At 41.9% G+C, this 12708-nt stretch carries 11 protein-coding genes; 1 reads left to right on the top strand and 10 read right to left on the bottom strand.

What is annotated here, in order from left to right; translation table 11 throughout:
* The first annotated feature begins 2 nt into the window (after nucleotides 1–2).
* Nucleotides 3–476 (top strand): hypothetical protein, encoded by a 474-nt coding sequence (locus tag NF347_RS13045; protein ID WP_107036428.1) that lies wholly within the window; start codon nucleotides 3–5, stop codon nucleotides 474–476.
* A gap of 488 nt (nucleotides 477–964) precedes the next feature.
* On the opposite strand, the gene NF347_RS13050 is transcribed toward NF347_RS13045, so the two are convergent.
* From NF347_RS13050 to NF347_RS13095, 10 genes are all read right to left on the bottom strand, one after another.
* On the bottom strand, nucleotides 965–2524 hold the full coding sequence (locus NF347_RS13050; protein WP_107036427.1) for a hypothetical protein: 1560 nt from the start codon (nucleotides 2522–2524) through the stop codon (nucleotides 965–967).
* 5 nt (nucleotides 2525–2529) lie between these two features.
* Nucleotides 2530–3567 carry a nucleoid-associated protein gene (locus NF347_RS13055; protein WP_107036426.1) on the bottom strand — a complete coding sequence of 346 codons (1038 nt, stop codon included), beginning with the start codon at nucleotides 3565–3567 and terminating at the stop codon, nucleotides 2530–2532.
* Nucleotides 3568–3578: 11 nt separating this feature from the next.
* A complete protein-coding gene (locus NF347_RS13060; protein ID WP_107035949.1) occupies nucleotides 3579–4757 on the bottom strand; it encodes a hypothetical protein in 1179 nt (392 codons plus the stop codon).
* Complete coding sequence (gene dcm / locus NF347_RS13065) at nucleotides 4754–7324, bottom strand: DNA (cytosine-5-)-methyltransferase (RefSeq protein ID WP_107035950.1); 2571 nt, start codon at nucleotides 7322–7324, stop codon at nucleotides 4754–4756. The genes NF347_RS13060 and dcm overlap by 4 nt, the downstream gene beginning before the upstream one ends.
* A 269-nt stretch (nucleotides 7325–7593) precedes the next feature.
* Complete coding sequence (locus NF347_RS13070; protein ID WP_107035951.1) at nucleotides 7594–7863, bottom strand: helix-turn-helix domain-containing protein; 270 nt, start codon at nucleotides 7861–7863, stop codon at nucleotides 7594–7596.
* An 840-nt stretch (nucleotides 7864–8703) separates the two neighbouring features.
* Nucleotides 8704–10059 carry a tyrosine-type recombinase/integrase gene (locus NF347_RS13075; RefSeq protein WP_107035952.1) on the bottom strand — a complete coding sequence of 452 codons (1356 nt, stop codon included), beginning with the start codon at nucleotides 10057–10059 and terminating at the stop codon, nucleotides 8704–8706.
* Between the two features lie 253 nt (nucleotides 10060–10312).
* Entirely contained in the window at nucleotides 10313–10534 is a 222-nt protein-coding gene (locus NF347_RS13080; protein ID WP_107035953.1) for a DUF2795 domain-containing protein, read from the bottom strand.
* A gap of 266 nt (nucleotides 10535–10800) precedes the next feature.
* On the bottom strand, nucleotides 10801–11445 hold the full coding sequence (gene queC, locus NF347_RS13085) for a 7-cyano-7-deazaguanine synthase QueC (RefSeq protein WP_107035954.1): 645 nt from the start codon (nucleotides 11443–11445) through the stop codon (nucleotides 10801–10803).
* Nucleotides 11446–11476: 31 nt separating this feature from the next.
* Nucleotides 11477–11947 carry a preQ(1) synthase gene (queF, locus tag NF347_RS13090; RefSeq protein WP_107035955.1) on the bottom strand — a complete coding sequence of 157 codons (471 nt, stop codon included), beginning with the start codon at nucleotides 11945–11947 and terminating at the stop codon, nucleotides 11477–11479.
* Nucleotides 11948–11981: 34 nt separating this feature from the next.
* Nucleotides 11982–12707, bottom strand: a complete 726-nt coding sequence (locus tag NF347_RS13095) for a glucosaminidase domain-containing protein (RefSeq protein WP_202613078.1) — start codon at nucleotides 12705–12707, stop codon at nucleotides 11982–11984.
* Nucleotide 12708 lies beyond the last annotated feature (1 nt).

Below are 12708 nucleotides of genomic sequence, written 5' to 3' on the forward strand. Positions count from 1 at the left end.
ATATGAACGAACTTTTAAATCAAGAAATTGAGCCTCTATCCAATATTGAAGATAATTGGATAGAACTTGTAAATTGGGTCAATCCTACTAAGAATGTTGTTGAGCCTAAATTATCAACGTTTCAAGAAATAATTTTGCTATTTTATTACCTTGAAGGGTTACTTCCCAATAAACCGGCAAAATGCAGTGATTTTTTATTTAATAAATTGTATGCTACTATCGTAAGAAACTGTAAGGTAGAAATAAATAGTCTTTCCAAAGATATTTATTTTATGGGTAATCCTTGGAGGTTGTCATCTCCATTACTACAGTTTCTTGGAAATACAGGATGTTTACACTTTATTGAAGATGGCACTGTTTGGGAGGAACCTGGCGTTATGCTCGAATTTACTTATAGTAGATTGACCCCAACAGGTCTAAAGTATATATTTCGACACCGACTTCCATCCAAATATCTAAGAAAGGCAATTTTATAAAATCTGAAAATTAAAAATAATTATTACTGTCCGCTAAACTTTTTTTGAGCGATTGAAAAATTAGGGCTGATACCTATTGCAGGAGTCAGCCCTAAATGGTTATTTTGGTGTCGCCAAACAATCCATAAATAAATTGTAATGTTCGCAACCAATTTTGGTTGTTTTTGTAAAATCAACTATTATTGGTTGTCTTGTGTGTGACTTCTGGCGCACACAAACCTCGGAGGAGTATCTGAATTTAGCCAAGAAAACAAATATTCTTGGCCAAGAAAACATGATTTATCCTGGTCATCGCCTTGGTGGTCTGTCTATGGCAAAGAAGATCATAGGGTAAAACGGGATAAAATAGCAATGGTCAAGAAAATCAGTTGTTTCTCAGCCATTGATTATCGGGTTGTTGCTTATTGCTTAGTATTCATCCTCGTTGAAAAAATTATTTATATCGTCATATCAGTAATTTAGTCTTGAATTTTCAGGAATAGGCAAGTTTATTTGGCAATAGAAGACGACAAATTACGAAGCGCATCTATTAATTGTCCGAGCATCTGAGTAATTTGAATCAAAGGATGAATATGATTAAGGATTAAAACCAGCAGTAGTACTGCAAGTATAATCCCGGTTGACCATTTCCAAAGATTTGAAAATTCATCAATTTTATGGTTCCTAAACTGTTCATCTTTATTGTCTAAATCATTCCCCTCTTCAAAGAAATTTTTTAATTCTTCTTTACCAAGCAAATCTTCAAAATATTTCTTGCCACTTTTAAATCTACCCTCCAAATACTTAATCCTATTATCTAGCCACTTGCGTTCTTTTTTATAATACAACAAAGATATAACGCATAATGCCATACAGCACAATATGACAGCATCTGGAATGTGCCTGTTAGAAGATAGTGCGAATGATAGTATTGAAAGAACAACTGAGATAAAGAAGAAAGACAACAATGAAATTGACAACTTTTTAAATGTATTCTCGAAATCATCAATTGCTTCCAGAATAGAATCTTGATATCTCTGAATATTTTTTACTACGTTATTTCTTAAGTCTAAATATTGACGCACATTTTCTTTCTGATAAATCTTATAATTAGAAAGAATTGCATCAAAGGTATTTGAATGCAGAACTAATGACGCCGGGTCAACATTTAATGAAAGAATATTACGGATAATCAATATTTTGTCATCAATATCTCCGCCATTATATCCCCACGTATAAATTCTATTTATTACATTCGCTGTATTTTCATTTATATCTTGTACAAGCGCCCATTTCCCTGCAATGGATTTGAAACCATTCAATTTATAACTTAAATAGTTCTGCTCTTCAAAGGTGTAATCCAATAAAAAACACAACGCATAGATTGTAGATAGTTTGTCAAATAATGTCTTTAAGAATGCATTATCAGATGAAATAGGGAATATATCATCAGGAATAAGTTTTCCCTTGAATTCTGTAGATGAACATAAAAATCCAGCTTTACTTATACATCTGTTTCTTTCCTCCTTTGATTTCGGTAACGCTGTTTTTATAATCTTTTTACCTTTCCCGTGAAAATGGAACTTTGATGTTGAAAAATGAGGGATATGGTCTTCTTGAAATTCAAACACACATACGTCTGAATTTAAGAATTCGCATAACTGTCCCAATATAGAAAAGACGTTACAGGATTTCAAATAGCTACTGAACAAATCAAAACTATAAATTGAGTGCTCTTGCGTTGCTACGTCTTTAGAAATCTCAATCTTTAGAGTTCGTTTTATTGTCTTATCTAAACGATTATATTCAACGATGAATTCATCCCAGTTGTTATGTGAAGAGCAATATTTGAGAGCAATGTCATCCTCTACATCTGCCGAATCGTAGATGTTTACAGACAAAATATCCCTAGAATGGATTTCTCCATCTATACCATTTTGAGGAATCAGAGTTTTAAGACTGTCAATTTGATATAATAAAGAGAGTGTATAGAAATCTTCAGTACACTTTTCATGAATCTGATTATAGCGTTCTGAGAATACATTGATAATTTCAAATACACTGTCCATATCTCTTATAATAATTTATTTGTTTTTATATCCTGGGCAAAGATATAGCCTCGCTCAGATATAATCGTAATACCCTTTCTTCCATTTCCTTCAAAGGGTAAGATTATATTTTGTGGATTCGGGAAATCAGTTTTAACTTTCAAATCCATTTCATCTGTAAGTTTGTATGATCCTTTAATTCGATCCTTGACTACAGATGTATCTTTATTGAATACTGGATCAAACGATTTTGATGCCTTTATTTTATCGACTTTTGATTTTAATTTATCTATATTTACACGCTCCGGCTCTTGAGGTTGATATTTACCAAGAACTTCATCTCTATAATAGTCAATATCAAAAGTCCCTGATTGTCGGAAATATCCTACAGTAAGTTGTTTAAGCGTCCTATGATCGCTTGGCGATTCTTTTTGAAGAGGATTAAGTATGTTCTTTTTTATGGCTGAATAGGCCTTGTCTGTATTCTCTGTATCAGAATACACAGGATTAAGTTCTAAGAAATCCTTATGCCAATATTCACTTTGGCGCTTAGTTGAATCTGAAGTCGTGATGTCAGAAACTTCTATTTCTTGTGCGCTTCTTTTTATGGTGAATTGACAGGTTTTATAAATTTGATTTTTAAGAGATAGTCCAGATTGTATTTTCCCAGTAGCTTCTGAGATGAATTTATCATAGTCTGATTTTAATAATAAAACAAACTCACGATTGTCGTACATTCCATATGCGACAATCAAAACACCAACTGGTATCTGGGTTTTTAGATGTTTTATCTCGTCATTCTTACATTTTTCTGAATAAGCAAGATCATTTCCCAACTCAAGACCGAATTTGTCTATTGACTTCTTTGTGGCTATACTAAGAACACGCTCTCTAGTAGTACGCTTATTCTCATTGAATTTGTATCTGCGATCTTGTTGATTCATTGCTCGCGTTAACAAATCCTTAGTATATTGCTCAATATTTTCTGTTTCCTGAAAATCGGCAATACTGGCATTTCCAACATTGTTGTAGATGCAGAGAATCTGATAATCTATAAGTTCCATTTTTTATGGCTTTATGCTCGATTATACAATTTAATAAGATTATGTTTAATCTCCGAGAAAGATAGCTGCATACTTAGTTCGCAGTCAAGTCCCGTATTGATAACATACAAGAACGATTCTTTCCGATAGTAGCGTTCTCCGACTTGACGCAGAGATTGCTCAATGGTGTCGGATTTTGCCAAAAGACACACAAGCTGATAATCTTTGTCGACAATCTGCGTGTTGTTTTTTGGATGCGCTTTTGTATTATGTTGAGTAGCGGTGAGAAGAATCAAATTCTCCACATAGTGTGCGATCTCTGGAAATTGAGATTTCGGGAAGATATGGTGAACCTGTGTTGCCAGACCGTTTGACCAAGCATCATGCACTTCGCTTTCCGATTGTATCTTTCTTATGAGAGCAATAGCTTTCTGCACATAGTATGCGTTATATGCTTCTTGCTGTTCGTCGTGTTGTTGGGCTTCTGCTGCTTCTTGTCGGGTGATTGATTTCTCCTTGTTGAGATCTCTCCAGTTTTTCTTATTGTACATAAGGTCAGAGAACATACGGGCTTCTTTCCCACTACTTCCGGGAACATTATGTTCAGCTGCTAATACATTCAAAACCTTATGGAACATTCTGTTAATATCCAATCTTGATTGAGATGGTGTATTACCACTTATAAGGCGATAATAACGGTCATACAATTCCGTTTTAGCTCTGTCTCTTTCGCTTCTGACATTCTCCAAATATTCCTCAAAGAATCGCCAAAATCCACTATCTTTGAGAACCTTTGAAAAGAAACAATACAAGAAGTTATAGGCGTTTCGGTCTCTTCGTGAAATATAATCCAAAAGTTCCTCATTCTTGATTGAATAAGTTGCGGGCCGAGTAGTCAAATCTGCATTTAATATCCCAGCGGTATGAAATAATTTCAGTGGCTGAGAGAACCATTTATTGTATTCATTTTTCGCCCTTTCATCATCTGCGTATGGTTTATTGAACACCACTCGACAGTTATGCTTGAAGTATTGGCTCTGCCATATGTCATTAGCTGTAAATGTCGGATGTGACGATGCAATATTCAAAATACAATCAGCCAAGAAGCACACGATGTCAGGGGTGCACTTCTGGTCAACATACCGCGCATCATGCGATTTGCGTATGTCAAAGTCAAAATGGCTTAGATATGAATTGATTTGATCTCTCATGATTCTGCATTTATAAGTTTGCCGAAGAAGAAAACCGAGTTGTTGTCAATGTTCAATGAGCGTGTGCCTAAATTCCTTGCAATGGCATAGAATTTCGAGAAACTCTCAGTTGAATAGAACTCTAAATCTTCTGGTGATACAGTATTTTCCTCATCGCAGAGCGTTAAAATAGCAACAGACCCATCTGCGATACTGTTCTCTGGCATAAAACATGCTCGTGGATTGTACGTAAGATTTGGCAACAATACACATTCTGTATGATTGAGATATTTAGACACATCGAAAGATTCTACATCGTCAATATAACAATCATAGTCTGGAATGTCTATAATCTCATTGTTCCCAATATTGCGTGATTTGAGAACACGAAATTTACCATTCGATTTGGTGACCGATTTTGTTATAACTCGGTCACGATATGCTTTGAATATGCCAAACTCCATAGAGGAAGCAATCTCATCAAAGTCCGAATTTCGATACAATAGCCAATAAGGGAATTGAGAATCTGTTATATACGACTGGTCAACATTCCATACAGAATTATTGATATACGAATATATTGTAGTATTTTTCGAACTATTTTTTGTATTGATTGTGAATGAAATAGTCTCTATCTTTACGCCCTTAAATGCTTTTTCGCCGAAATCAATCACATGAGTCAGTGAATATTCGTTCATGAGTTTTCTCGTCTCATTGAACTCAGGAGCATTTATCAAGCTTTTGGGAACGATTAATGAAACATAGTCACCCAGCGTCAATGCCTTTTCAATGAAAAAAGCAAATATGTTGTTTGTATCCTTGTTTGCTGCTGAAGCCTTGTATATAGCCGCCAACTTCTTATCCTTAGTCAACTTCATATACGGAGGATTCCCTATCACGATATCGTATTTGTCCGTGAAATTATATAAAAGAAAATCCCCGACAATATAATTTATAGTGAAGTTGTTAGGCACATTCATTTTGGCAACCATCTCTTTTAGCAATTCGATGGAAGCAGGATTAATATCAACTACATCAATACTAACAAATGGAACAGACGAATATCTTTCAATCAAGCATGGGAGGAAATTCCCTACGCCTATTGAAGGCTCCAGAATCGAAATATGGTCAAAATTCTTGGCTTCGGGAAGATTATTTACAATCCCGAAACAAATATCCTGTCGGGTATAGTACGCCGCGGTATTGTCTCGTTCTGAATTTGCCATTTCAACTATGCGCGACAGTTTTGAAAACGGCTGTTTGCTCTGCATAACATATCGCAAAATGCGTTCTTGTGTATTCAGAGTAAATTCTTTAACGAGAGATAGGGCATCGGCATTGGAGAATACAGGCACATCCAGACACTTTCTAATTTTATTGGCAATCTGTCTGAATATAATTGTCGGAACGGCCTCACCCAGATTTTGTCGAATATTCATTTCCTCTTTTTTGAGGAATGCCTCTTTCTCCTTTAATGGCAACTTATTAAGTTCATCAAAAGGAATATCAGTCCATTTAAAAGAATAAGGCACAGACATCATCAACATGATTTCCCGAATACTGAACACCCTATTATCAGTCGGATGAACAGTATTCTGACTTGCCATAATATCGTTACGTGTATGTATGCACGGAGCTACTTTGTCCCAATATTGGCGCGTATATTTGTCACCATTCTTTTGCGCATTGTACACAACAACTCCATCCCGGACTGTATGTGGAATTCGAGTTATATCTTCGTTATCAAACGCAGATTGGCCTTCTTTTATTTCAGAAATCCACGCTTCCATGTGTGGAGCATATTTTCTGAAATTATGATATATGTCATCTTCCGAAATCTCTCCCATAGTAGTAAGAGCAGGTAGATGACCAATTGTTTCGCGTAAAGTCTTCTCGGATGAACGCGAGGGAAATACATCGAAAGGAGTTATGTCTTGAATGTCTTTTCTAACTCCAATAACAAGAGTTCGGGTTCGACTTGACGGACAACCATAATCTTTAAAGTTGACAATCTTATACAGAATATTGTATTGTCCCCCAAGATTTAAGGAAATTGCTTCTTTGATTGATTTGTCTGTACCATCAATATCAGTGCAAACAGAAGTCAAGAAAGCCCTTACATTCTCAAATATAAAGAATTTTGGCCGGACTTCTTTAGTAATCTTGATAGACTCTACTACAAGCGAATTGCGTTTTAGCTCATCTCCTTTCTTATGGTTCGCCACAGACATCCCTTGACATGGTGGTGTCGCAATCAACACATCAAGATCGTTTACACCAAAGCAGTCTTTCCATACCGCCAATTCACGGAATACTTTATCCTTTGTTTCATCAAGCGTCATATCTCCGCATATATATCCGGAAGACAACATACACTTATCGTTGTGTTTTTGAATTTTCAGACGACGCTCAAGTAGTTCAACTGTTGCGATACAATTGAACCCAGCTTCCTTAAACCCATAACATCCGATACCTGCGCTACTGAACAAGCTGACATAGGTACGTAGGCCATAAGAAGATCTGCGTTCCGCTGCAATTGCAGAAACGACCTCCTCAGGTATATCGTATGTCTTTACTTTCTTTCGCATAATTCAAGTATGTCGGATATAACAAAAGGCTTTCGTATAGTCTTGATAGGCGACCAAGCCCATGAACTTCACGAAAGCCTTGCTGCTATAAATTAATATGTTGCTATTTTTCTGTTGGTCTTATCATCGTCAGATGCGTCTATCAAGACGCAAAGATACGAAAAAAAATCCTGAATTAGACGGCTTGCCACAGGCTGATTTTTGTTAAAATATGCGAAAAACAGGTTTCCTACATGTTTCCAAGGTTATGCAGTACCCTTGGTGAAACTTTAATCACGGTTTTCTGCGAAAGGAGTGTAGTGACAGCTGGTGAGGAAGCGGTCGATGTCGGATTGGGTGTACCAGTATTTATCGCCGTGGCGGGAGTAGCCGAGTAGGCCGTTGTCGCGTAGGCGTTTCAGGTAGCGGTCTTTGATGCCGAGGAGTGCCATCAACGATTTGTTGTCGTAGATACGCTCTTTATCGGTGGTGAGGAGATGAGCGTGTTTAGCCTCCACAAGTTGGAGGATCCTGTGGAGGAGGGTTTCGATGCTGTTCATCTGTCAGGGGGTAAACGGTGAAACTTCAGTTGCTTAATCGGATGACAGGTCTCTCAATTGACTGATTGGATGCTCAACCGTGTATTCAGTCAACTATGCGGTTGATTAAATGTTTGGTTGAAGTTCTGACTAATCAACCAATCAGTCAACTGCTCATTATGGCAATTAGACGGATGTATGACAGAATAAGCAAGTGCATGGTTGACCTTTCGCCTGATTGGTTGATCAATCAGGCGATTAAGTAGGCGTCCAATCAATTTATTGAGAGTTTGATTGACTGCATGGTTGTCTTGCCAAACAATCAATCAGTGGTCCGTTTGCGGCAACATTTGCCATCCACGCATAAGCCGATACTTATTGCGCTGAAAATCAATAGTGGATTGACGGAATGGCAGCTGATTGAGTGATTGACTAATCAAGCAGCTACTAAAAAATCCACAAATAAGATGAGAATTCTCGTGTCAAATGACAATGGGGAGATTCATACATGGAGGTTCTTCATTGTCATTGACGGTGCAAAGTAAGCTATCAAAACCCTATAATTCCAAATATTTTCTGCCTGATATAGCTTGAGGTTGTACATGTATCTCCCAATATAGGCGAGGTATCACCAAATTTTCAAGTCCCCAACATGATTCTTTTCTCATAAGTTCTCATGGCATCGTTGGTGCTCAACGGAGCACAGCAAGGTGTCCGAATAGCAACTATTCGGATTTTGGGTAACTCGACCGTTACCACAAAAAATCCTTGCCGTGGGCGGCTGGGAACACTCCAAAGTCGTGTTCCCCGTTGCAATGCTTGCCGCAAGCTATGGTGTTCTGCCGACTCTTTTTAGTTTTATCATAATTCTTCTGGCAAGTAGGCGTAGCCTAGGCGTTCGACTTCGGCGGTGAGGGTCTGAGGGAGGAATTTGGCGTAGACTTTTTCTGTGACGTCGGTGCTGCCGTGGCCGAGGAGACGACTGATGACTGTCATGCTCAATCCATCGTTGAGGGCAAGTACGGCGAAGGTGTGGCGCGAGGAGTGGAAGGAGAGGCTGAAGGGTATCTCCAGCTTTTGCCCAACTACGTTCAGGGCTTGATTGACGCACTTGGTGGCGGTGTTACGGGCCTTATAGAGGGCTTCGGCATTGTTGAGGCTCAGTTCATCTTTTACGAGGTCGAACACGTATTTCTTCCTACGACCCATCGCTTGCCATTTGTGGAGTATCCGGATAGCCGGATCTGTCAATGGGATTTTATGGCGATGGTTGGTCTTGATGAGGACTTTGCTCAGTTCTCGTTTCTCGAAGTTGATATGTCCCCATTGCAGGGTCATGACATCAACAATACGTAGTCCACAGGCATGGAAAGCGAACAGGAACATCTCTATGTATTCCTTACGGCGCGGTTCGGTATCTTTCTCATAGAACTCCACTAACTTTTGGAGTTGGTCTTTGGTCAGATAGTTGCCGTCGAATTCCTTCTCACCCTCTACTTCGAGAGATGCTTTCTCTTGGATGCGCATATCCTGCAACTCGGCGTTAACTTCTCGGTCGATATATCCGGCGGTACATGCGCTGTCACATGCTTTTAGGATTGGGGTAAGCGCGTGGTTGATGGTCTGGTCGGAGTTATTCTTGAACTCACGCCGCCACTTGATGTATTTGTCGATGAGCTCAACTGATATTTCTCCTATATAGATTGCATCAGGTTTATATGTGCCTTTACCTGTCGTCAGCAGAAATTGGCGAAAGATATTCATTGCGCTTTTCCCATTCTGATAACGGCTGTAACCAATCTTATTCAGGTTATAGTCTATGGCGAGCCGCTTTTCAACGTAGGCAGCGAAGTCTTCGCCCTTATCCCTGCGGGTAATAGGTTTATCATCGAGAAAAGCTGCGATTATATCCTCATTGATCTGACCGGGAAACTTCTGATTGTATTCATTCAATCCGGCATCAACCTTATTGACCTTTGTCAGCAGAAGTTTGTTGAAACGTGCGCTGTCTGGAACAGACGCACGAATCTCGCCACGCCCGTTGTTGCCATTAGGGTTCCAGTCGGCCACAGCAACAGATATATTCATGCTGCGCCGGATTGGTCTGCCACCAAAGATATATTCTATTTCCACAGGATAAACTTTCGACTTGACGTAATTCTTCGGATACCGAAGCTGGAAATGTCCGAGAGGGAAAGGTTTCTTTTGTCTGCCCATATTCTTATTTCTGAAAGGTTAAGTACTCACCAAGATGAGAAGATAACTATTTAAATACTCACCAAGTTCGGAATATGGTGCAAATATAGCTATAAATAGGCAAGTTAACAAATTTTTGGCAAGCTAACTACTTGAAAATAGACAAGTTTATTTTGCGATGAAAGACAATAAAAAACGATTGACAAGTTTATTTATCACTTGTCAATCGTTTGTATTTCAAATATTTAAGTTGATAAAATCAACCAATTTTGGCTTAATATTCCTCCTCGTTGAAGAGGAAGTCTTCTTTGGAGGGGTAGTCGGGCCAGATTTCTTCGATGGATTCGTAGGTTTCGCCTTCGTCTTCTATTTCCTGAAGGTTTTCGATCACTTCAAGCGGGGCGCCTGAGCGCATGGCATAGTCGATGAGCTCGTCTTTGGTCGCGGGCCAGGGAGCGTCTTCGAGTTTTGATGCAAGTTCGAGTGTCCAGTACATGGCTATGATTGTTTTGATTGTTCGTTATTGTCCTTTTTGCGATCCGCTTTGCGTGCGGGGAGCGCAAAAGTAGTGATTCTTTTTCTTTTGGCAAACGTTTTGCGTCAGAAAAAGTTTACAGGCGGATTTCATGGAAATGCCGAGGAATCCGTCATAGAAACTTTCATGTGATCTTTGTTTCGTAGAAGCCTCATTGAGGACGGCTGATGGAGATGGCTCATTGTGGGAGTGGCGTGGCTCCGGGTGATCCAGGGCGAGGCCGCAGGTCAGTCTTCGAGGGCTTCGCGGGCGTAGCGCAGCGCCTGCTGGCGTTCGCGGCAGGTAGCGCAGCTGCCGCAGTGCTGCGGCGTGCCGCGATAGCAGGAGTAGGTGTGGTCGTAGTCGACTCCCAGACGCATTCCGCGCAGTGCTATCTCGTTTTTTGTCAGTCCGGTGTAGGGAGCGGTGAGTGTGATTCCGGCGTAGGTGCCTGCTGAGATGGCGGCGTTGATGGCTTCGACAAACTGCGGGCGGCAGTCGGGATATACCTCGTGGTCGCCCGAATGGTTGGCCATCATCACGTGGTGCAGTCCGCGGCTTTCGGCTATTCCGGCGGCTATGGAGAGCATGATGCCGTTGCGGAAGGGTACGACGGTCGATGACATGTTGTCGCCGGCATATTGTCCGTCGGGCACAGCGTCGGGACCTTCGAGCAGGGAGCTTTTGAAGTATTGTTTCATGAACGCGAGCGGTATCTCTATGAGTTCGATGCCGGCCTTGCGGCACTGCCAGCGGGCGCATTCGGCCTCGCGTTCGTTCTGGTTGGCTCCGTAGGAGAAGTTGACGGCGAGGGCTATGCGCGGGGCGTATTCCCACAGCAGTGTGGTGGAGTCAAGTCCGCCGCTGTATATCAGCAATGTGTCTTTTTCCATGATCGTATGGTGTCGTTGTTGTAGAGGTCGGTCATTTGTCGGCCATGGCTGCGAGCATGCGCTGCCGGGCCAGTTCCTGATGCTCGTCGTCGGCGTATGATGCGAACGGGTGTATGGCAATGCCTCCGCGTGGGGTGAATATGCCTTTGACCTCTATATAGCGCGGATCCATGAGCCGCACGAGGTCGTTGAGTATGATGTTTACGCAGTCCTCGTGGAAGTCGCCGTGGTTGCGGAAGCTGAACAGGTAGAGTTTGAGCGATTTGCTCTCCACCATGCGCTGGCGCGGTATGTAGTTGATGATTATCTGCGCGAAGTCGGGCTGTCCGGTGATGGGGCAGAGCGATGTGAATTCGGGGCATCGGAGTGTCACGAGATACTCTCTGTCGGGATGCCGGTTGACAAACGATTCGAGCAGTTGGGGCGCGTAGTCGGTGGGATATTGGGTGGCTTTCGACTGTCCGAGCAGCGAAAGGTTGTCGTCGTGTCGGTTCTGATCCATGTGGGTGATGGTTGGATTGTATGTGTGGGGTTGTTTATTGCCGCGATGCGCTGAAGGCGCAGAGGTCGGCATAGAGTTTCATTATCTGTGTGCCGTAGTGGTTGTTGGCGGCCCATCGTCCGTTGAGGTCGTGCCATGTCGATGCCACTCCGCGACTGACGAGGCTGAACCGCGGGTCGACCAGTCCCTCGCCTTTAGGCAGGCGTCCGGTGCTGGCGTAGGCGTATAGATGCTGTATCTGGGCGGTCACCCCTTCGCGGGGATCTTTGAAGGCGTGTCCGCGTATCCCTTTGCGCGTCACTCCGAGTCCGCAGTAGTTGTGTTGCTCGGGTCTGACGGCTGTGCCGCCGGTGTAGAGAAACCATCCGGTCTCGAGTATCGACTGGCACAGCGCCACGTCGCCGCGTATGCCGTAGATCTGACCTACGTCGTAGAACGCCTGCGCTATCTCGATAGGGAAGTCGGGATTGCGCTGGCTGACAAACAGCCACATCGTTTCGGGATCGATCTGCGTGGGACCCATGATCGCTTCGTCGCCGGAGAAGAAATTTACGGCGAAGGAGGGTGATTCGGCGGATTCCTCGGCAGGGGTGTCGAACGAGTCAAACACTATGTCGTCGGGAATTGCGATGGTGTCGGTGTGTATCTTGCGGAGCGGCTTGGCGATGCGAGGTTTCTTTCGGCGCGGCTCGGCGTAGACTCCGGAGCCGGCCAGCATCGTGGCTGCGACGAACAGTGCTATCAGCCGTGTCCACTTCATG

The organism is Paramuribaculum intestinale, assembly GCF_030759015.1.
Taxonomy (GTDB): domain Bacteria; phylum Bacteroidota; class Bacteroidia; order Bacteroidales; family Muribaculaceae; genus Paramuribaculum; species Paramuribaculum intestinale.

Coding starts and splice junctions, on each gene's coding strand:
- dcm (WP_107035950.1), bottom strand. CDS start 7,324: ATGCGAAAGAAAGTAAAGACATACGATATACCTGAGGAGGTCGTTTCT.
- NF347_RS13080 (WP_107035953.1), bottom strand. CDS start 10,534: ATGTACTGGACACTCGAACTTGCATCAAAACTCGAAGACGCTCCCTGG.
- NF347_RS13095 (WP_202613078.1), bottom strand. CDS start 12,707: ATGAAGTGGACACGGCTGATAGCACTGTTCGTCGCAGCCACGATGCTG.
- NF347_RS13045 (WP_107036428.1), top strand. CDS start 3: ATGAACGAACTTTTAAATCAAGAAATTGAGCCTCTATCCAATATTGAA.
- NF347_RS13055 (WP_107036426.1), bottom strand. CDS start 3,567: ATGGAACTTATAGATTATCAGATTCTCTGCATCTACAACAATGTTGGA.
- NF347_RS13050 (WP_107036427.1), bottom strand. CDS start 2,524: ATGGACAGTGTATTTGAAATTATCAATGTATTCTCAGAACGCTATAAT.
- NF347_RS13070 (WP_107035951.1), bottom strand. CDS start 7,863: ATGAACAGCATCGAAACCCTCCTCCACAGGATCCTCCAACTTGTGGAG.
- queF (WP_107035955.1), bottom strand. CDS start 11,947: ATGGATCAGAACCGACACGACGACAACCTTTCGCTGCTCGGACAGTCG.
- NF347_RS13060 (WP_107035949.1), bottom strand. CDS start 4,757: ATGAGAGATCAAATCAATTCATATCTAAGCCATTTTGACTTTGACATA.
- NF347_RS13075 (WP_107035952.1), bottom strand. CDS start 10,059: ATGGGCAGACAAAAGAAACCTTTCCCTCTCGGACATTTCCAGCTTCGG.
- queC (WP_107035954.1), bottom strand. CDS start 11,445: ATGGAAAAAGACACATTGCTGATATACAGCGGCGGACTTGACTCCACC.